This window comes from Streptomyces sp. NPDC007929, assembly GCF_042959065.1.
Classification (GTDB): domain Bacteria; phylum Actinomycetota; class Actinomycetes; order Streptomycetales; family Streptomycetaceae; genus Streptomyces.
Genome location: NZ_JBIBKD010000002.1, coordinates 381,811 through 401,737, shown reverse-complemented (window position 1 = coordinate 401,737; position 19,927 = coordinate 381,811). Strand labels below are relative to the sequence as shown.

Here is a 19,927-nt window from a genome sequence, read left to right as displayed (position 1 = left end):
CGGTTCAGCGGTCGACGTCGTAGGACCGCCTCGTTGGCGCCTCCCAAACAATGGCAAATCGGCATACTGGTTGAAGGGGCGCTTGATATCCGATCATCCTTGCCGTCATGAGTCTCGTCTCCACCTCCTTCGACGTACCCGACATGGGCGACTACGCACACGACTGGGCCTTGGTTGATGTGGAGACATCGGGCCTCATGGCCCGACGAGATCGCGTGCTGTCCGTCGCGGTGATCACGATCGGTCCGGACGGCGAGCAGACCGGGGAGTTCTCGACGCTGCTCAATCCGGGCTGCGATCCAGGACCCGTGGAGGTGCACGGGCTGACCGTCGAGCGACTGCTGGGTGCGCCGACCTTCGACCAGGTCGCCGGGCGGATCGGGGCGATGCTTCAGGACCGGGTCCTGGTCGCCCACAACGCCCAGTTCGACTACGACTTCCTGGCCTACGAGTTCGCCCGTGCGCGGATGTGGCTGCCGGTGTCGCAGCGGTTGTGCACCCTAGCTCTGAATCGCCAGGTGGATCCGCCGACGGACGACATGAAGCTCGGCACCCTCGCCGCCCATTACGGCGTCCCCCAGCAGCGTGCTCACGATGCGCTGGACGACACCCGTGTACTGGCCGGGATCCTGCGAGCCTCACTGCGAGAGGCGGCGCGGCTCGATCTGCCCCTGCCGCTGGTGACCTGCCCGCCCCGGGCGGAATCGCAGTTCACGCCGAAGCCACCGAAGACACCCTGCGCCTACCGCAATCCGGGACGGCTGACTCCCGGCGAACCTCTCCAGCAGGGCATGAAGGTCGCGATCACCGGTGAGACCGCCCATGCCCGGGCGGAGTTGGTCGGGCGGGCAGTTGCCGCGGGGCTGAACATGATGACCTCCGTCAGCCGGCACACCAGCGTGCTGGTCACCAATGAACCGACGTCCGGTTCGGCAAAGGCCCGACGCGCACTCGCCGATGGCGTGCCGGTCATCGACGAGCACACCTTCCTGCGGCTGCTGGCCGACGTACGACCGGGGACAGCACACGAGGCCACGGCCGTCGCTGTCGCCCCGGTGGCCGAGCCGAAAGCAGAACCCGTCGTCGGGCCCGTGGAGGTGGCGCCCACCACAACCTCTGCCGCATCCGTCCCGGAAGCCGCAGCCCTCCCCACGGCCGCCCCCGGTCCGGGAGTACCCGCTCCGCGCCGACCGGAGCCCTCCGTCAGCATGTTGGACAAGCCTCTGGCGGGGCGTCGCGTGCTGGTGCTCGGTGGTGTCCATGCCGATGCCGCGGCGGCCCGTACCCGCGTCGTCGAGCTGGGCGGGTCCGCGGCGGTCAACCTGTCCGCCAGCGTCACCGACGTCGTACTCCTGGAGGGAGGGCAGGGCGACCGGCGCATGAGCCGCATCACCGCCCTCGAACTCCCCGTGCACGACCTCCACTGGCTCACCGCTCCGACCGCCACCGCACCGGCCGCGGCGGCCCTCCGGCCCCAGGAGCCGTATGTGATGCCGAGAGGCGGTGTCATCGACCTGCCCATGCCGCACGGCAGACCCGCGCCGGAGTGGTACGTCACCGCCGGCTGGGCCCCGCAGTCCGGCTACGAGATCGACGTCGTCGCCTTCCTCCTCGACGAGGAGGAACAGGTCACCTTCGACGAGGACTTCATCTTCTACGGCGCTCCCGAGAGCCCAGCCGGAACCGTGCGGCTGCTGACCGGCGGCCCTGCCGAACAGACCATCGCCCTCAACCTGGCCTCCCTGCCACCCGCGACGCGCAAGGTTGTCGTCGCCGCGGCCATCGACGGCACCGCCACCTTCGGGACGGTCGGTGCGATCCAGATCGGTGCCGCCCCCGGTAGTAGCGGGGCACCGCTCGCCCGGGCCACCCTGGACGCCGCCACCACCGAACGCACCATGCTGCTCGCGGAGATCTACCGCAGAGGCCCGGTGTGGCGCCTACGCGCCGTCGGCCAGGGCTACGACCACGGCCTCGACGCCCTCGCACGCGGATACGGCGTCGACATCGCCGACTGAACGCCGGCGCCGGAGACGAGGGTCCGCGCCTCTCCCGGATCTGGGTCAGGCCCAGCGACGAGGTGAGGTCGTGGATCCAGGCTTGGGCACTGGCATGCTCGGGGCCGGACCGGCGGGCAGTCGCTGGGGGCCTTCGATGCGCTGCTGGAGCTCGGCGAGCTGGCCCGTGATACAGCGGGCGTAGGTGGCGAGCAGGACAGGGACACTGTTGCCGGCCCACTCAGCGACCTGGGCGGGTGGGATGCCGTTGTTGAGCCAGGTGGTCAGGCAGGTGTGGCGCAGGTCGTAGAGGCGCTTGCCCACCGGTGACTCGTATTCGTGCTCCGGCAGGACCGCCTTGCGGGCCTTGTTCCAGGCACGGCGGAAGACCGATCCGGCCAGCAGCCCACCCTTCTCGCCGGGGAAGAAGAGGTCGCCCGGCTGGAGGCCGTCCCTTTTGACAGGTCACGGAGGACAGCGACGAGTGCCGGGGGGGCGGGGACGGGGCGGGTGTCGCCCTCAGCGCGGCCCTTGAGGTCGCGGGTCTCGTGGACGCGGCCGTCGTCGGTCCACTGACTGCCGACCAGGCTCGGCGGTGTGGACGAGCAGTTCGCCCCAGCCCTCGGCGGGCAGTGTGGTGGCGCTGACGCGGAGCGCTACGGCCTCCTCCGGCCGCAGACCGGCGTAGTACAGGGTGGCGAAGAAGGCGTGGAGGCGGTGGCCGGTGCGGGGGCGGTCGGCGATCCAGGCCAGGAGGCCGGCGACCTGACCCGGGTTGAGCAGCGACCGCTTGTCGACGGCCTCGGCCACCTTGGGGACGGCGCCCTCCTCCCTGCCCTTGGGGAGCGGGTTGGCGGTGAGGATCTTCTGCCGGACGGCGTACTTCATCGCCACGTTGAGGATCCGATGCTCCCGCTTGACGGAGCTGGCGGCGGCCGGGCTGCCGTCCAGAAGTGTGTCGAGCGCTTGCAGGACGGCGTCGACGCGTTTGGTGTCCTCCCAGGCCGTCATCGGCAGGGAGTTGCGGGCTATCCACGACAGGACGGTACGGACCTCGGGCGGCGCCTCGTCGCGTCGGAGCTTGTTGAAAGCGTACTCGCGCAGGCCCGGCGTACGTCGATCGGGTCGAAGCGGTCCGGGAGTTCGGTACGCAGCAATGCGAGGGTGACCTTGGTAAGGGCCTTGGCGGCGCCCACAAGCCGGGTGAGCCTGACGCCATGAGCCGGTCTCCCTCGCGACCTGCGCGAATTCGGACAGACGTGGCTGCCCAGGTTTGCACGCCGTGTCTGCGCGGACAGGGCAAGCACGTTGGGGTGCAGGGCAATCGGGGGTGAGCGTGTTCCATCACTTGGGGCCGGAACAGTCGCGGTGGACGTGGGACCACAACGGCGACGAGAAATTATACGGCGCCGCTGTACGCGCCTGTATGGCAACGCCGGAGATCAGCAAGCACTACGGGGCACGGGAGCCTGTAACTCGAGACGCTGTGCGAGCAGCCGCATACCAGCCGGAGTTCATAGCAGAAGCCTTCGACTTCACCCGCACGCTGTACGTCGCCTATCGCCGCGCAGCACGCACAGCCGAACAGGTAGAGGCAGAATACGAGGCCGCCCGAGCCCAGCTAGTAATCGACTGGCCGCTACGGCTCTTCGTTGGCTCATTGCTCGCCATCCCCGCATGGGTCTTCATTGATGTCGTCTTCACGGCTGGGTGGCTCACCAACTGGGCGTTGGTGGCCTTTCTGACGATGGCCTCCGTGGCCGGCCTCGTCCTCCTCGCTGATCAGCCCTCGAACCAGCGCGCACGCCACGCCGCGGAGGTAGCGCGGTTACGCCTGTGGGTGACCGCGCACCGCAAGGACCGCATCGATGCACGCACGACGTGGAGCACGGCTCTCAAGCAGCACGCGGTCCTGCCGCAACTGCGGATCGCCGTGCACCATCTCATGGGTGACGACCAGGACTCCTTGCTGCGCGTCGGTGATCACGACGGACTCAAGGACGCCCATGACCGCCGCTACGTTGTCGCCACACAGGCCGAGCGGCAGCTGCGGCAGAAGATGGCCCAGATCGACGGCGGCACGATCGCTGTCTGCGGCTCACGCGGAGCGGGAAAGTCCACGCTGTTGCGCTCGTGCACGGACCGGCAGAGCACCAGAACCTTCGACCTTTCGGTCTTCATCCAGGCACCTGCCGAGTACGCGCCGCAGGAATTCCTGCTGACGCTGTTCGGTGATGTGTGCGAGATGTACCTCAAGCGGTTCAGCTTTGACCCCGCCGAGACAGGGGTCTTCGTGGCGATCCGAAAGCGCCGGATCGCCCGAACCTTCGTGCAAGCCGTCAGGTGGCTCGTGGCCCTGGTGCTCGCATTGGCTGCACTGACAGCCGCACTTGGGCGGGCCGCGCAATGGCTCTACGAGCGCTATGCCACCCCCGAGATGGTGGACCGCGTCCGCCAATGGTCCCAGCAAGGACTGGACATCGTCGTCGGCCTTTGGCGTGACCATCCCTGGATCTCTGGAATCGTGCTGACGTTCATCGGCTGGTGACTGTTGCCCCGGTTCCGCCGCCGCCTCGCCGGACCGACGCTCGCCCAGGAATGCCAGCGCTATCTGTACCGGCTGCGCACCGTGCAGAGCTCCAGCACCGCTGTGAACTTCGGTCTGCCGCCCGTGCAAGGCGTCGGCCTCGGGTCCGCGCGGACAACATCCGTATCATCCGTTCCCTTCACCTTCCCCGAACTGGTCAGCGACTTCCGCGAGTTGCTGGAGAGGATCTCTCGCCAGCTGGACGATGCCTTCGGCAGCCGGGTGGTCATCGCCATCGACGAGCTGGACCGCCTCGGGGATGCCGCGACGGCCCGCAAGTTCCTCGGGCAGATCAAGGCCATCTTCGGCATCAAAGGCGTCTACTACCTGATCTCTGTGGCGGAGGACGTCGGTGCCGCCTTCGTGCGTCGCGGCCTGCCGCATCGGGATGTCACTGACAGTTCACTGGACGACCTGCTCTACCTGCAGCCCCGCACCGTCTCCGAGTCCAGGAGCCTCCTCGCCGTCCGCGCCCCCAGCCTCACCCAGCCCTACGTACTGCTGCTGCACGCCCTCTCCGGCGGAATTCCACGGGACCTGATCCGCTACGCGCGGCGCCTGATCGAGGTACACCACTGGACCGACCGTAAGGAACTCAAGGACCTTGCACCCAGCATGATCCTTGAAGAACTGGCAGAAACCCTGGAGGGGTTCAGGACGCTGTTGGCGATGCAGGACTGGACGGCCGACGGAGGCCCGCTGTTGAACCGGCTCTACGTCCTCGTGCGTCTACTGCGTTCACCTCATGAGCGCCTGGAGATGGAGGCCCGGACCCGCATCCAGTACCTGGCCGACAACCCCGTCCCGATGCTTCCGCATACCGCCACTGGCACGGAGGGCGATCCGCTGGACGGCGTCACCCTGACCCTGTGGCAAGAGGCATCGGCCTGCGCGTACTTTCCTGGACTCTTCTGCAGATCTTCGGAGCACCGGACTTCGACAACCGCTTCGAGCAGGCCCAAAGCGATGCCATGAACGGGGATCCGCAGCGGCTCGCGGAGGCCCGCCAAGAGCTGGCCGTCTCCCCCTTCAGCGCCCGCATCCTGCTCGATGACATCCGCGCGGCTTGGGGACTCACGCCGTCGAACCCTTGGATCGACCCGCGCTGACCGACCACCAGCCAGCCGAGTTCAAGCGCAGACAGGGTGGGGCGCGCTCGCAGGAGCGCGACGGCTCGGTCGCACTTCGTCGTCCAAAGCCACCGCTGGGGCTGGCGATGTGCGACCGCAACGCCACATCGAATAGCGGCGTGTGCCCTCAGCTCCCCACTCCGAAGATCCTTTGCAAGAACGCAGAGCGAACCGAGCTCGTCTCCGGCAGCATCGGCCCATCGGTACGGGGGAGAGACGGCGTGAGCCTGGTACGTACGACAACGGAACAGATAACCCCGCATGTCTCACAGGCATGGTCGGCGCTTGGAGCTTGGCGCCTTCGAGTCAACCAACGGGCGATCAGCAGGCGGCTCCGCAAGCTCGGAGCATCACTCCAGACCCTCGAAGTGACAGACAAGGCTCTCCCTCACACCCGCAAGGCACTACGCCAGACCCGAACAACTCTAGAAACAGTGCCCTATGGCTCGATCGCCGCGGCCTATTTCGCGTTGTGGTTCGGCGTGAGGGTGCTCAAGTTGTCGGCCATCATCCTCCATGACGTGGCGGTTGCCCTTGATTCCGAGGCCATAGCAAAGTCGACACAATACTTCCTGTGGTCGATTCGCCCCGGAAACGGGAATCGTCCCTTGCATGGCTGGGACGGCGTCATCTTCGTGGTCTCCTCGCGTAAGCAGCGCAGCGTCGGGCGGGCCGGGCGCAGCGGGCTGGATTCGCTCATTCCTCGATTCCCCCGACCGCGTCGATCTCCTCCGCGGTCAGCCCAGTCAGCAGCATCACATCCGATTTCAGCGATCCATCCAGCACACTGAGCGCCTCCACCATGCCGGACCGCAGATCCTCACGGCGCTGCTCCAGATACGCCCGGACCGCCTCGGCCACCAGGTCCTTCTTCGTCAGCCCCAGGAAATGAGCGCCCTGGCTGATCAACTTGTCCGTCGCCGGGTCCACCTTCAGCGGGGACTGGCGTACCGGCTTCGCCGCCGTCGTCATCGATAGCACACCTCCGCCGCCATGGTACCCAAATACCTCACGGTGTAGCTGTTGCCAGCGTCACCGGGGTCGAACGCGCCGTTGCTCCGGCCGACGGAATGCGCCCTCGCTACCGGAGACGCCCATCGAGCAGGGATCCGGAATCGACAGCAAGCGCTTTGACGAGGGCGCAAGTCTCCGCCCTCGCCTTGGGGAGGGCTTTTTGCTGGTCAGGGTGGGTGTCAGCTGGCGGTCATCATCCCGGCCGATCGGGGGATACGCGGGCGGCCTCAGAGACGTATCCCATCCTTCGGGGGATCCCTTGCTGGGACGAAAGGGAGACATGATGCCGCTCTATCTATCGAGATTCAGCTACACGCCGGAGACCTGGGCGAGACTCATCGGCCACCCCGAGGACCGCGCGAAGGCCGCTCAGTCGTACATCGAGTCCGTCGGCGGCAGGCTCCACGGCTTCTGGTACGCGTTCGGCACCCGCGACGGGTACAACCTGTGGGAGGCCCCCGACAACGTCTCCATGGCCGCCGTCGCCCTGGCGATCAGCGGAGGCGGCGCACTCAGCTCGTTCGAGACGACCGTTCTCCTGACCGTCGACGAAACCATGGATGCCCTGCGCAAAGCCGGGCAAGTCCAGTACCGGGCTCCCGGCGCGTAGTGGTGGTCCAGACGGAAGGCTCGGACATCTCCGGCTGACATCGACGACACCGGACGGGGACACGGACCCACAACCCCGTCCGGCCGTCGCCGTCGCATCAGTCGCCGTGGGGAGGGGCGCACGCTGGCGTCGGAGTCGTCAGGGGGCAGTGGCGCTGTCCTGTCGCACGGCCTTGTCGCTCGGCGGACAGGGTGCTACGCCCGTCGGACCTTCCCGGTCCGGTCTCTCTGCAGGTGCCGGTGCAGTAGGCGGATCGCAAGGGCGTGGTTGTAGCGCTCGGCGATCTGAAGGGGCGTGTCGCCGGTTGCGTCGGGCAGGTTCGGGTCTGCGCCGTAGGCGAGGAGTACGGCCGTTGTTGCCACGGTGACTGGGGCGCCGCTCTGCAGCGCCGCGTCGCCTTCCGCGTCCAGCGCGTGCGTCAGTGGAGTTCCGCCATTGCCCTCGTCGGGGTCCGCGCCGGCATCGAGCAGCCTTGCCAGCAGTTCTGCGTCCTGGTGCTCCGCCGCGAAGAGTGTCGGAGGCCACCACCCGCTCCCGTCGATGATCGTGCGTTGGCTCGGCGGCAGGGAGGTGAACGCCGCGATGCGTCGGTGGGTGCGCTCCACCGCAGCGCTGATCGTGGGCTGCGGGTTGGACGGCCCGGCGGGGTCGGTGGTCATGACCGCGAAGATCAGGGCGTCCAGGACGGGGGAGTCTTCCCGCTCGTAGGCGGCCAGTTCTGCCGTCAGCCCGCGCAGCTCTGCTTCGTATACCGCACCGGAGTGGTGGGCGACCAGCCGCACCAGGCGGGCCGACGCACCCAGTGTTTCGAGGTACCGGGCGCCCTGCACCGGACTCGCCGCAAGCAGCGGCCGAACTCGCCGAGTCCTTGCTCGTTCGGCTGGGGAACCGATGGCCACACACGCATGTGCGGGAACCTTCGTCAAGGCCCGCGCGTGGCGGGGTGGTTGGCTGACACGATGTTGGTCGAGGCAGTATGCACTGCCTCAACGGGCCACGGCGGAGATTCATACATGGACAATGCATTGACGGCGACCGTCGTGGCCGCCTGCGTATCCGTCATCGGGTGGGCAGTCAACTACGTGCTCGGCCAGGCGTCCGAGCGGAACCGGCAGAAGCGTGAAGCTCGTCTCCAGCACATCGAGAAACAGTTGGAGCAGCTGTACGGGCCGCTCTATTTCTTGCTTCATGAAGGCACTTCATCCTTCCGCGACTTCTGCGAGACCCTCGGGCGGCCCTACATCTTCGGGCCGGGCAACGAGATCAGCCCGGCTGACTTGGAGACCTGGCTCTTCTGGGTCGACAACGACCTCATGCCACGTAACACATCGATCCAGGAACTGCTCGCATCGAATTCTCACCTGATCGAGGGCTCTCGAATGCCCGCGTCCTATCTGGAGTTCATCGATCATCACAACTCGTGGCGGGTAAGTCATCTTCGCTGGAAGGAAGAAGGTGTTCCCTACCGGTGGCGTGCCAGGACGGAATGGCCCCACGCCTTTGAACGGGACGTCATCGCAACCTACGAGGAGTTGAAGAGGCGCCAAGCCGAGCTGAGTGGCCTTCTCGCCGGTTTCCGTTGACAAGCGCCGCAGCGCTTCGTACCGAAGCGCAGGTCTCTCCCCTCCCCCAAGGAGGGCGATTTCGGGGCGGTGGTTGCGTGTTGTTCGGTCGTTCTTGGGGCGGCCTTGTGGCCGGTTTGCTCCTTGCTCGCCTGTTCGACGTCACATGTCATTGGTTCGAACGTGACGCGACCAACGGGGGGTCTCAACGTGCTGCAGGAGAGAACGAGCGACGATCTAACCGGAGGCACCGGCCGTATTCGTGTGCTGCTGGCCGAGGACGCTCCGCTGATTCGTCAGGCGCTGACCGCGTTGTTGTCCCAGGAACCCGACCTGGAGGTCGTCGCGGCGGTCGACCACGGTGACCTCATCGTCCCCACCGCCCTGCGCACCCCGCCGGACGTGGCGGTCCTCGACATCGACCTGCCCGGCACCGACGGGATCACGGCCGCCGTGGAGTTGCAGGCCCGCCTTCCCTCCTGTCGCACCCTGCTGCTGACCAGCGTCGCGCGGCCCGAGCACGTACGCCGTGCGCTGTCGGCCCGGGTCGTCGGGTTCGTCCGCAAGGACGCGCCGACCGCGCGGCTCGCGGAGGACATCAGGCAGGTGGCGCAAGGCCGTCGGGTGGTCGATCCCGAATTGGCGCTCGCCGCGGCCACGGCGACCGAGAACCCTCTGACGCCGCGTGAGGTGTCGGTGCTGCGGCTGACCGCGCAGGGGGCGTCGACCCGGGACGTGGCAGCGCAGCTGTACATCTCCGTCGGGACCGTACGCAACCATCTGTCCTCCGCCGTGGCGAAGACCCAGGCTCGCAGCCGTGTGGACGCGATCAGGATCGCGACCGAGGCCGGGTGGCTCTGACGGACGTGACTTCGGTCCTTCGGTCGTGGGCGGGCGCGGGTCCGTCGTCGGGCTCCTCCCGGCCCTGTCCGCCGTCGCTCCAGTGGCCCACCAAGTCCCGGTAGAGCTCCGACCGTTCGAGGACCTCCTCGTGTGTGCCGCTCACCACCCGGTCGCCGTCCAGGACCAGCACCCGCTTCGCGCGCAGGGCGGAGCTGATGCGGTGGGCGATGACGAGCAGGGTGCCGGGGCGGCGGGCGAACGCCTCCTCCGCACGGGCCTCGGCGGCGGGGTCCAGGTGGCAGGTCGCCTCGTCCAGGAGGACCACCGGCGCCGGGGACAGGTACGCGCGGACCAGGGCGATCTGCTGGCGCTCGCCCGCCGAGAGCGCGGCGGGGTCGATCATCGCGCCGATCCCACCGAGCCGTGCCACGAGCGGCCCGGCTCCTACGGCGTCGACCGCCGCCGCCACGTCCTCGTCGGACGCGTCGGGCCGTAGGTAGCGCAGGTTCTCGACCAGGGCGCCCGTATGGACGTATGCCTCCTGGGGGACGAGGACGCGCAGGGCGGAGAGGTGGGCTGAGGGAAGGGCGGTGGGTGGCCGGCCGCCGAGCCGGACCAGGCCCGTGCCGGGTTCCAGGGTGCCGCCGATCAGACCGGCCAGCGTCGACTTGCCGATGCCGCTGGGGCCTACGACCGCCAGATGCCCGCCTTCCGGCAGCGTGAGGTCGAGGTCCCTGAACACCGGGTCCGCCTGGGGGCCGTAGGCGAAGGTGACCCCGGACAGCTCGACGCCGTGGGGGGACGATCCATCCGGCGTGGGCGGGGAGGCGGCAGGGGCCTCACTCACCACTCCCTTCGACGCCGACTGCGGACCCGGCCGCGGACCTGATCGCGGATTCGATCCCGGATCTGATCGCAGCCCCGATCCCAGACCCGGCCGCGGACCTGATCCCAGACCCTGTCCTACACCCGGCTCCGGATACGCCTCGCAAATCCGCCGCAACGCCACCACTAGCCGGAGCCCACTCCCACCCAGCCCCTGGATGAGGGTCCTGACCGCCGGTTGCAGCCCGCCCGTCACATACGTCGCAGCCCCCAGCACCGCACCGGCCGACAACCCTCCCGCGCGCAGCCCGGGGGCGGCGACCAGCAGCAGGAGCAGCGGAAGCCAGCCGGCGACGGCCAGGCACAGCACCCGGGCCGGCATCAGGGCGGCGAGGCGGCGGGCGGCGGCAGCCTGGGCGTCGATGTGGGCCCCGAGGTCCTCCCTTACGCCGTCCTCCGCGCCGCAGGCCACGATGTCCCGGGCGGCCGCGCTCGCGGCACCGGCGGCTTCGGCGACCCGTTCGTCCGCGACGATAGCGTCCCGCTGCGCGCCGGCCATCCGGCGCAGCAGGACCAGGAACAGCCCGAGCCCCGCCAGCAGCGGCGGCAGGACCAGCAGCAGGATCAGCGGCGCGAGGAAGAGCATGCCGAGGAGCGCCCCGCCGACGGTGAGGAGGAACCCGCGGACGACCATCAGCACGCCCGCGTACGCCTCGCGCACCATCTCCACCTGGAGCGTCAGCCGGGACACGCCCGACGCGTCGACGGGCCCGCCCGCCACGGCCCGCCGCAGGGAGCCCCCGGCGACCGTGCGCACGAGGTCGTCCCTGAAGGGCTCGACCACCGCCGCGAGCAGCGGATAGGCCTGCCGGGTCGCCCACGCCCCGGCGAACACGCCCAGGCCCATCAGGGCGAGCCAGGCCAGTCCGGTGAGCGGCTCGCCGGCCGCGAAGCCGTGGTCGACCGCCCGGGCCACGAGCTGCCCGGCGAGCAGGGCGGGGACGGCCTCGACCAGGGACCACAGGATCAGTGCGAGCAGACGCCCGGGACGTGCCCGGAGGGGGGCGACGAGCAGGGGGAGCAGCCGGGGTTCGGACCTATCAGGCCTCCCAAATTTCTCGGACCCCTGGGATTCCTCGGACCCCTCGGATTTCTCGGACCCCACGGGCCCCATGGACCCCAGCGACCTCTCAGACCCCACGGACCCCACGGACCTCCCGGACCTCCCGGACCTCACGGCAGCTCCTTCTCACGAACATCGGCCTGCGAGCCCGCAGCCCCGTCGCCGAGCGCCTCCCCGGCGCGAGACCCCGCCGCGCGAAACACCCGCCGGTACTCCGGCTCGCTGCGCCACAGTTCGTCGTGAGGGCCGACCCGCCGCACCCGTCCGCCGTCGAGCCATACGACACCGTCCGCACGGGCCGCCGTCGCCGCGCGGTGGGCGACGATGATGCGGGTGCGGTCGCGCAGGGCGCCGGTGAGGACCTGGCTGATGCGGTGCTCGGTGACCGTGTCCAGGCTGGACGTGGCGTCGTCGAGGATCAGCAGCCGGCCGGTGTGGGCGAATGCTCGGGCCAGGCCGATGCGTTGCACCTCCCCGCCGGACAGGGCCGCCTCGGCGAGCGGCGTCCGGTACTCGGCGGGGAGCCTGCGGACGAACCCGTCGACGTCGGCGGCGCGCGCCGCCCGCACGATGTGCTCGGCCGGTACGTGCCCGGCCGCCCGGCCGGTGCCCCGGGCGACCGCGTCGCCGAGGGTCTCGCCGAAGAGCACCGGCCGTTCGAAGGCATGGGCGACGGCGGAACGGAGGTCGTGGTGGGCCAGCCGCCGCAGGGGCGTGCCGTCGAGGGCGACCTCCCCGGCGTCGGGGTCGGTCAGCCGCCCGGCGACGGCGGCCAGGAGCGACTTGCCACTGCCCGACGCGCCCACGAGCGCCACGCACGCGCCTCCGGGAACCGTCAGGTCGACGCCGTCGAGGACGCGTTCGCCCCCGGCGGCGACCCGGACGCCACGCAGTTCGAGCCGACCCGGCCCGAGTGGCAGCCGATGCGTGCCGTACTCCAGGGCGGGCTGGGTCAGGGCCCCGCGGACCCGTTCGGCACCCGCCCGTGCCCGGGCCAGCCGGCCCAGCAGCATCGTCGTCATCCCGAGGCCGCTGCCGATGGCGACGTACTGGGCGGCGGCCAGCATCTCGCCCACGGTGATACGGCCGTCCGCAAGGGCAAAACCCGCCACGGACAGCACCGCGATCTCCAGGAGCGGGGTGATCAGGGCGGCCCGGCCCGCGGCCTGCGTCTGCGCCCGCCACATGCCGTGTCCCAGGCGGTTGAGCTCGGGCAGTTCGCGCAGGATCCGCCGGACCTCGGCGTCGGCGGTGCCCGCGGCGGCGATCGTACGGCGCCCGGAGAGGGCCTCCAGCAGGGCGGACGCGAGGCGGCCCTGGGTCTCCTGGTAGCGGGTGGACACGTCGGAGATGCGGCGGGTGAACGCGCGCAGCAGGAGGGCGACGGCCGGGAGGCCGAGCAGAAAGGTCCCGGCGAGCCAGGGGTCGATGAGCCACAGGGCGACGACGCTGCCCGCGGCCGGTACGACCGACAGTGCCGCGCGGACCAGTACGGCCGCCACTCCCCCGGCCTCGGCGGCGGCTCCGACCAGGCGGCTCACCAGGTCACCGGTGGTGGTGCGCGGGGTGCCCGGGCCGGTCCAGGAGACCAGGGGCCCGAGCATGGAGCGGCGCAACGTCGCGGTGCCGCGGGCCGCACTCGCCCCGGCGGCGAGTTCGAAGAGGGCGTCCGCCGCGGCCATCGCGACGACGATCACCAGGCAGCCGATGACGGCGCCGCTCAGGCCGGTTCCGCTCACACCGGTACCGCCGTCGAGGGCCGAGTCGAGGGCCTTGCCGAGGAAGGCGGGGAACAGGATCTGGGCCGCCGTCGAGAAGAGGGCCGTGATGACCAGTACGGCTGTCCAGGCGCCGCCCTCCCGCGTGGTACACAGAAGTATCCGGTCCGCCGCACGGCCCGGGAGCCGGGCCACGCTCTCCAGCGGCTGACGCACGGTCAATGGACTGCTCCCTGCACGAGGTCCGAACGGGCGGCCGGGACGAAAGACGGACCGGCCGGCGGGTGATTGCCGCACCCGCCGACCGGGTCCGTTCACGGCGTGGACGCCGTGTCAGGCGACTTCAGCCCGCTGTTTCCGCGCGGGCCAGGAGCGCTGGGCTCAGCAGAACGCTGGGCTCAGCAGAACACCCAGCTGGCGTCGGAGCAGTGCTGGCTCCGACCGCTGCCGAGCACCGTCTCCTCCGAGGACTCGGTGGGCAGGTCCATCTCCTGGAGTTCGAGCAGAGACATGCTGTTTCCTCTCGTCGATGTGAACAGGCCATGCGGTCAGGGCCGGTTCGCCGGCCCGGAGCGGGTCAGCAGAAGACCCAGCTGGCGTCGGAGCAGTGCTGGCTCCGACCGCTGCCGAGCACCGTCTCCTCCGAGGACTCGGTGGGCAGCTCCATCTCCTGAAGTTCGAGCAGAGACATGGGAATCACCTCCTTCGGGCGCGGATGCGCGTGCCCGCGGTGCGGGCGCCCGCCGTGGTCGGCGGACAGGTTCATGGGGTCCCGGGCGCTCAGCGGCCCAGGAAGGGCAGGTGCACCGGTTCGGTGTGCAGGGCGGATCCGAGTGCCAGCAGGACACCCGCCGACCCGGTCGCCAGGTCCATCGAGAGCCTCAGCAACTGCTCGCCCGGGAAGGCGAGATGCCCTTGGTACTCCAGGGCGTGCCAGGACAGGGCGTCGATCTGCGCGGCGACGAGCGGGTCCTTGGACGGTGTTCGTTCGGGCGAGACGGCGGCGAGGTGGCTGATGATGCCCGCCCGTCCGTTGAACAGCCCGGACTGCACGTAGAACTGGGAGCTCGACGAGATCAGGGCGCCGGCCGCGGCCGTCTCCAGACGGTCGTCGTCGCGGTACCTGCGGAGCAGGTCGAGCACGATCGCCACACCCGCGCTGCCCTCGGAGAGGTACGGCAGCGAACGCCAGCCCTCGTTGACGTGCAGGGCCCCGTCGTCGCGGGTGACGCAGCGGCGCAGGTCCTGGCGCAGGGCGGTGTCGGCGAGGTCGAGGAAGACCTCGTCGCCGGTGGCCTCGTAGCAGCGGATGAAGAGCAGGGCCGGGCCCGAGGAACCGTGCAGGAGGCCGGCCCGGGGGTGGGGGCCGCCGCTCAGTTCGGGTACGTCGGTCTCGGTGCCGAGCCGCTGCGCGACGGTGCCGGCCACGTCCAGGGCCGCGACGCGCAGGACGCTGTCGCCGGTCGTGTCCGCGAAGTGCAGCAGGTTGAGGCCGACTCCGGCGAGACCGCTGTACAGGTCCGTGCCGAGGCGCTGCCACTGCTCGCCCGTGCAGCGGTCGAGGATCTGCCGGGCGGCGTCGTGGTGCCCCAGGTGGCCGAGGGCGTACGCCACCCCGTGCAGTCCGTCGTAGAAGCCGAGGCGGGCCCGCTGTTCCCGGCGTGACGCCCGTTCCAGCAGCCACTGTTCGTAGGGCGGGAAGCGGCCCGCGCCCGTGACGTCCAGGGCGTACAGGACGCCCGCGGCGCCGTGGGCGAGGTTGAGCGCGCCGGTGCTGAACTGGGCGATGTCCCCGGGGAACAGCCGGTCGTCGCGGTCGGGTGTCGCGCTGGCGAGGATCCCGCCGGCCAGCGAGTCCCGCAGGGCGGGCCATGCGTGCGGGTCGGCCCGGGGGCGGGGCGGCCGGCCGTCCCGCCCCCGGAGACTGTCGGGGACACCCGGGCTCCGCTCGGCCCGCGCCCGGAGCCGGTCCTGGACGTCCGAGTTCCCGTCGGCCCGCTCCGGTGGCCCGTCTTGGGCGTCCGGGTTCGGGTCGGTCTGCCCCGGTGACCCCTCCTGGGCGTCCAGGTTCCCGTCGGCCCGCTCCAGAAGTCCATCCAGGGCGCCCGGGATCCCGACGATCTCCCGTACCGCCGAGTCCAGGAACTCTCGGGGCACCGGGAAGCGGGTGGCGATCTCGTCGGCCAGTTCCGCCGCCTTGTGGAGGTCCAGCCGGAGCAGCGCGGTGAGCGGCAGGAACACCGCGAGCTTGATGCAGGCGAGGGCATACGTGTCGGCGGCGAAGCCCACGCGGTCGCGGGGTGCGGCGTAGGCGGGATGGCCCAGCATCCGTGTCGCGCCGGAGTCGGCCGGTGCCGCGACCTCGAAGTCGATGAGCCCGACCCGGCCGTCGTCGGCGACCAGGATGTTGTAGGGGTGCAGGTCGCCGAAGACGATCCCGCGGGCGTGCACCGAGGCGACCGCGTCCTCGACGGCCCGGCAGACACCCATCGCCCATTCCGTGTAGTCGGCGATCTCGTCCGGATCGGCCCTGGGGCCGGTCTCGGGGTATTTGAGGCCGAAGAACTTGCTGAGCGGCTTTCCCTCGACGAGTTCCTGGGCGAGGAAGTGGTGGTCTCCGACGGTGAAGTAGCCGAGGACCGCGGGAACCGCGTCGACACCCGCGAGCCGTTCGAGCACGTCCCGCTCCCACTCCAGGCGGCTGACCGCGTCTCTGCCGTCGGCCGTCAGTCCCGCGTACGGGCGGGCCTCCTTGAGGATGACCTCCTTGCCGGTGCGGGTGTCCTCGGCGACGTACACACCCCCGCCGTTGGAGAAGTGCACCGGGCGGCGGACGGTGTAGGGAAGGTCGGCCAGCGACTCGGCGCGGCGCGCCTCGGCGTGCGGCTGGAGGAACTCCGGCAGGGTCACCCAGTCGGGGACGTGGAATCCGGGCAGCCGGCGGTCGGGGACGAGGGTGCCGTCGGGCCGCTCGATGGCGGGTTCCAGCACCCCCTTCTCCGAGACGACGTGCCGCTCGACGAAGCCGCCGTAGCGCACGTACAACGGTCCCTGGCCGAAGCGCAGGTCGCTGAGGATGTAGGGGCCGGGCTCGCCGCCGACGAGGGCGTCGACGCCTTCGAGCACCTCGCGCAGCTCCCGCTCGTCCGCCGGGTAGACGGTGACGAGTTTGCCGCTGGCGCCCCGGGAGGCGTACTTCATGTTCCGCAGTTGCAGGATGTGCTGGCCGCGCAGGAACTTGAACGGGATTCCCCGCGGGACGCAGAAGTTGTGGATCGCGTCGAGGATCTTCTCGGCGTTGTCCTGGCACCCGGAGGCGTGGACCTTCCAGCCCTGGGCCGGCCGGCGGGTGCCCTCGGGGGTGCAGACCAGCCAGTCGTCCTGGCGGACCTTGCGCCATCCCCCGGGCAGTTCCCGGTCGGTGGCGGCGAAGGCGTACTCCTCGTCCTGCGCCTCTCCCGGTGCGTCGAAGAACGTTCGATCGACCATGCAATACGCGTCGTACCGCATCCCTGCGTCCCCCCGCTTTTCGGCACTCTCTCGTTCGATTCGCTCGAACTGATGGAAACCTTTCACACGCCGGAAGAAGGGCACCAGTACACAACACACGAGTCGACCCGTGAAAAACACACGGTTGCGGGTATTCAAATCGGCCAAATCCCTTGCCTGACCCGGGATTTGATGCTGTCGGGTTCCTGTTTCGATAGTCTTTCCGTCCGCATCGCACAGCAATTTCGCCCGCTCGGAAAGGCACCCGTGTTACGACTCGCATGGCGGACCCTTTCGGACCGCAGAGCCAGCTGGGCGGCCAGTTTCGTGGCGCTCGTGCTCGCGCTCGTCATGACGACGGCGTGTGCCGTCCTGCTGGAGTCGAGCACCCGTGCCGGCTCTGCCGCCGAGCGCTACGCGGGGGCGGACGTGGTCGTGGGCGGGCAGCCGTTCGTGCCGCGGGCGGAGGAACTCCGGGCGGCGCTCGGCCGGTTGCCGTCCGTCGAGCGGGCCGTGCCCGAACTGTCCTTTCCCACCATGGCGGTCGACGCCTCGGGCCGGGCCGTGGAGGCACCCTGGGACGGGCCGTCCCTGGGGCACGCGTGGGACAGTGCCGTCCTCGGGCCGTTCACGCTGCGCTCGGGCCGCTCCCCCGCCGGCGACCGGGAGGTCGTGCTGGACAGCGCCCTGGCCGAACGCCTCGACGCCGGGGTGGGCGGCACCGTACGGCTGAGCGGGGCGGACGGGCTGCGCCCCTACCGGGTCTCCGGCATCGCCGACCCGCCCCGCGAGCCCGCGCGCCAGTACGCCGTGTTCCACACCTCGCGGGAGGCGCGGCGGCTCGCGGACTCGGCGCAGCCGGTGCGGGCGCTGGGTGTGCGGGCCGAGGACGGGGCCGATGTCGCCGCGCTGCGGCGGCAGGTGGAGAAGGCCGTCGACGACCTGTACGGCGACGACTCCGGGACCGTCGTGGTCGCCTCCGGCGCCGGGCGGGCGGACGCGGAGTTCTGGGACGTGCCGTCGCCCGCGTCGGTGCTCTCCTCGCTCGTCGGGACGTTCGGGGCGCTGTCGCTGTTCGTGGCCGGTTTCGTCGTCTCCGGCACGCTGACGCTGGCGGTCGCGGGGCGGCTGACCGAGATCGGCCTGCTGCGGGCGGTCGCGGCCACCAAGGGGCAGATCCGCCGGATGATCGCGGTGGAGGTCCTGCTGGTGACCGTCGCCGCGGCGCTCCTCGGGGTGCCGGGCGGCATCGGGGTGGCGGCGCTGCTGCACCGGGTGCTGGTGGACGGTGAGGTGCTGCCGCCGTCGTTCCCGCTGGCGGTGGGGCCGGTCGCGCCGTGGGCGACGGTCGGGCTGGCCGCGGTGGTGGCGCAGCTCGCGGCGTTCGCCGCCGCGCGGCGGGCGTCACGGGTGCGGCCGGTGGAGGTGCTGCGCGAGTCGGCCGCCCCGGTGCCGAGGCTGGGGTGGCGGCGCGTCCTGTTCGGGGTGTGTGTGCTGGCCGGGGCGGGTGCCTGTCTCGGCGCGGTGGCGGCGGGCCGGCTGGACGGCGGTGGCGGTACGGCCGAGAGCATGGTGCTGGTCCTGATGGTCGGGGTGGCGCTGCTGGCGCCGCTGATCTGCCGGGTCGCGGGCGCTGTGCTGCTGGTGCCGGTGCGGCCGCTGCTGCCCCGCGACGGCGCCCTGGCGGTCCGCAACCTCCTGCGCCAGAACGTACGGCTGGCCGCCACCGTGACCCCGCTCGTGCTGTCCGTCTCCCTCACCGGCACGCTGCTGTGCGTTCCGCTGGTCACCTCCCAGGGCGCGGAACGGGCGGAGCGGGAGCGGCTGGTCGCCGACCACGTGGTGTCCGCGGCCGGGCCTGGCATCGGCGCGGGGTACGCGGAGCGGGCCGCCCGGCTGCCGGGGGTTGCGGCGGCCTCGGGGCAGCTGTCCCTGGGCGGCGAGCTGAGCCGCGCGGACTCCGGGGACGGCGACGCGGCGGCCCTCGTCGGCGGCAGTCTGGTCGCGATGCGGGCCGAGGCGGTCCCTCGCCTGCTCGACCTGGGCGTCCGTCAGGGCTCGCTCGGCCGTCTCGACGGCACGTCCGTGGCGCTCGGCGCCGGCGCGGCGGCCGACCTGGGGGTTTCCGTCGGTGATCGGGTGCGGGTCGACTGGGACGACGGCGGCCGGGACACCTACCGCGTCGCGGCCGTCTACTCCCGCGACAGCGGTTTCGCCGACGCGCTGCTGCCCCGCGCCCCGGCGGCCCGGCACGCGGCCGCTCCACTCGACGACCGCGTCCTGGTGCGGACCGCTCCGGGAGCCGACCGGGCCGCGGTCGAGCGGGAACTCCGGGCCCTGGCCGCGGACTTCCCGGGTGCCCGGGTCGGTGACGGTGGCGCCGGGGACACCTCGGGGTCCGGCGCCGCGGCCGGGCTGTTCGTCCTGCTGCTCCTGACGATGATCAACCTGTTCACCGCCGTCTCCGTCGTCAACACCCTGAGCATGGCGACGGCCGCCCGCCGCCGGGAGTTCGCACTGCTGCGGCTGGCCGGCGCACAGTCCGCGCAGGTCCTGCGCATGCTGGCCTGGGAGGCCGTGCTGACCTGCGCGGTCGCGCTGCTGCTGGCCGTCGCGGTCTGCGGCGCGGTCCTGGTCCCGCTCAGCATCGCCCTCACCGGCTCCGCCGTACCGGCCCTGGCGGCAGGCCCGTTGACCGCCCTGGCCGCCGGTGCCCCCGTCCTCACGGTCACCACCGTCACCCTCGCGGGCCTCCTGGCCCTACGCAGCTCGGCGGCCACACCAGGGGGCCTGGCAAAGGCCGTCTCATGACCCCGAGACCACCGACCCGCCCTCACCCCCCGCCCGACACCCTGTCGCGCCTCGCGCCCGCCGGCCCCACGAGGCACCACCGCCACGCACCCGGGACCCGGCAAGGGCCACCTCACAACCGCCCGAGGCCCCCAGCCCCCGACCACCCGCCGCCACCCCTCAAACCCGCCCCGGCGCACCCCCGACACCCTGTCGCGCCTCGCACCCGGCGGCCTCAC

15 protein-coding genes are annotated in these 19,927 nt (G+C 70.8%); 7 read left to right on the top strand and 8 right to left on the bottom strand.

Going from position 1 to position 19,927, the window contains the following annotated elements:
* Positions 1-107: 107 nt before the first annotated feature.
* Complete coding sequence (locus tag ACFZDE_RS06640; protein WP_391198005.1) at positions 108-2,018, top strand: TerD family protein; 1,911 nt, start codon at positions 108-110, stop codon at positions 2,016-2,018.
* 45 nt (positions 2,019-2,063) lie between these two features.
* On the opposite strand, the gene ACFZDE_RS06635 is transcribed toward ACFZDE_RS06640, so the two are convergent.
* Together ACFZDE_RS06635 and ACFZDE_RS06630 are read right to left on the bottom strand one after the other, a co-directional pair.
* Entirely contained in the window at positions 2,064-2,321 is a 258-nt protein-coding gene (locus ACFZDE_RS06635) for a hypothetical protein (protein WP_391198003.1), read from the bottom strand.
* 195 nt (positions 2,322-2,516) lie between these two features.
* A complete protein-coding gene (locus tag ACFZDE_RS06630; RefSeq protein WP_391198001.1) occupies positions 2,517-3,008 on the bottom strand; it encodes a hypothetical protein in 492 nt (163 codons plus the stop codon).
* Positions 3,009-3,483: 475 nt separating this feature from the next.
* Between ACFZDE_RS06630 and ACFZDE_RS06625 the strand changes: the two genes are divergently transcribed.
* Together ACFZDE_RS06625 and ACFZDE_RS06620 are read left to right on the top strand one after the other, a co-directional pair.
* The gene (locus ACFZDE_RS06625) at positions 3,484-4,545 is read left to right on the top strand and encodes a hypothetical protein (RefSeq protein ID WP_391197998.1); all 1,062 of its coding nucleotides are present in this window, start codon (positions 3,484-3,486) and stop codon (positions 4,543-4,545) included.
* 3 nt (positions 4,546-4,548) lie between these two features.
* Positions 4,549-5,559, top strand: coding sequence for a P-loop NTPase fold protein (locus tag ACFZDE_RS06620; protein WP_391197996.1), 1,011 nt, complete (start codon positions 4,549-4,551; stop codon positions 5,557-5,559).
* 851 nt (positions 5,560-6,410) lie between these two features.
* On the opposite strand, the gene ACFZDE_RS06615 is transcribed toward ACFZDE_RS06620, so the two are convergent.
* Positions 6,411-6,686 carry a hypothetical protein gene (locus ACFZDE_RS06615; protein ID WP_361880148.1) on the bottom strand — a complete coding sequence of 92 codons (276 nt, stop codon included), beginning with the start codon at positions 6,684-6,686 and terminating at the stop codon, positions 6,411-6,413.
* A 325-nt stretch (positions 6,687-7,011) separates the two neighbouring features.
* On the opposite strand from ACFZDE_RS06615, the gene ACFZDE_RS06610 reads away from it, so the two are divergent.
* Complete coding sequence (locus ACFZDE_RS06610; RefSeq protein WP_391006382.1) at positions 7,012-7,338, top strand: GYD domain-containing protein; 327 nt, start codon at positions 7,012-7,014, stop codon at positions 7,336-7,338.
* Between the two features lie 194 nt (positions 7,339-7,532).
* Here ACFZDE_RS06610 and ACFZDE_RS06605 read toward each other — a convergent pair whose 3' ends face one another.
* Positions 7,533-8,168, bottom strand: coding sequence for an ankyrin repeat domain-containing protein (locus ACFZDE_RS06605; protein ID WP_391197993.1), 636 nt, complete (start codon positions 8,166-8,168; stop codon positions 7,533-7,535).
* Between the two features lie 183 nt (positions 8,169-8,351).
* Between ACFZDE_RS06605 and ACFZDE_RS06600 the strand changes: the two genes are divergently transcribed.
* Positions 8,352-8,921: a hypothetical protein gene (locus ACFZDE_RS06600; protein ID WP_391197991.1), complete on the top strand. Its 570-nt coding sequence runs from the start codon at positions 8,352-8,354 to the stop codon at positions 8,919-8,921.
* Between the two features lie 189 nt (positions 8,922-9,110).
* Positions 9,111-9,761: a response regulator gene (locus ACFZDE_RS06595; RefSeq protein WP_391197988.1), complete on the top strand. Its 651-nt coding sequence runs from the start codon at positions 9,111-9,113 to the stop codon at positions 9,759-9,761.
* Here ACFZDE_RS06595 and ACFZDE_RS06590 read toward each other — a convergent pair.
* The 4 genes from ACFZDE_RS06590 to lanKC form a co-directional block, all read right to left on the bottom strand.
* Complete coding sequence (locus tag ACFZDE_RS06590; RefSeq protein ID WP_391197986.1) at positions 9,730-11,544, bottom strand: ATP-binding cassette domain-containing protein; 1,815 nt, start codon at positions 11,542-11,544, stop codon at positions 9,730-9,732. The genes ACFZDE_RS06595 and ACFZDE_RS06590 overlap by 32 nt on opposite strands.
* Before the next feature lie 257 nt (positions 11,545-11,801).
* Positions 11,802-13,625 (bottom strand): ATP-binding cassette domain-containing protein, encoded by a 1,824-nt coding sequence (locus ACFZDE_RS06585; protein ID WP_391198901.1) that lies wholly within the window; start codon positions 13,623-13,625, stop codon positions 11,802-11,804.
* Between the two features lie 361 nt (positions 13,626-13,986).
* A complete protein-coding gene (locus ACFZDE_RS06580; RefSeq protein ID WP_248500420.1) occupies positions 13,987-14,100 on the bottom strand; it encodes a SapB/AmfS family lanthipeptide in 114 nt (37 codons plus the stop codon).
* Between the two features lie 89 nt (positions 14,101-14,189).
* Positions 14,190-16,919: a class III lanthionine synthetase LanKC gene (gene lanKC / locus ACFZDE_RS06575; RefSeq protein ID WP_391197982.1), complete on the bottom strand. Its 2,730-nt coding sequence runs from the start codon at positions 16,917-16,919 to the stop codon at positions 14,190-14,192.
* 315 nt (positions 16,920-17,234) lie between these two features.
* On the opposite strand from lanKC, the gene ACFZDE_RS06570 reads away from it, so the two are divergent.
* Positions 17,235-19,709 (top strand): ABC transporter permease, encoded by a 2,475-nt coding sequence (locus ACFZDE_RS06570; protein ID WP_391197979.1) that lies wholly within the window; start codon positions 17,235-17,237, stop codon positions 19,707-19,709.
* Positions 19,710-19,927 lie beyond the last annotated feature (218 nt).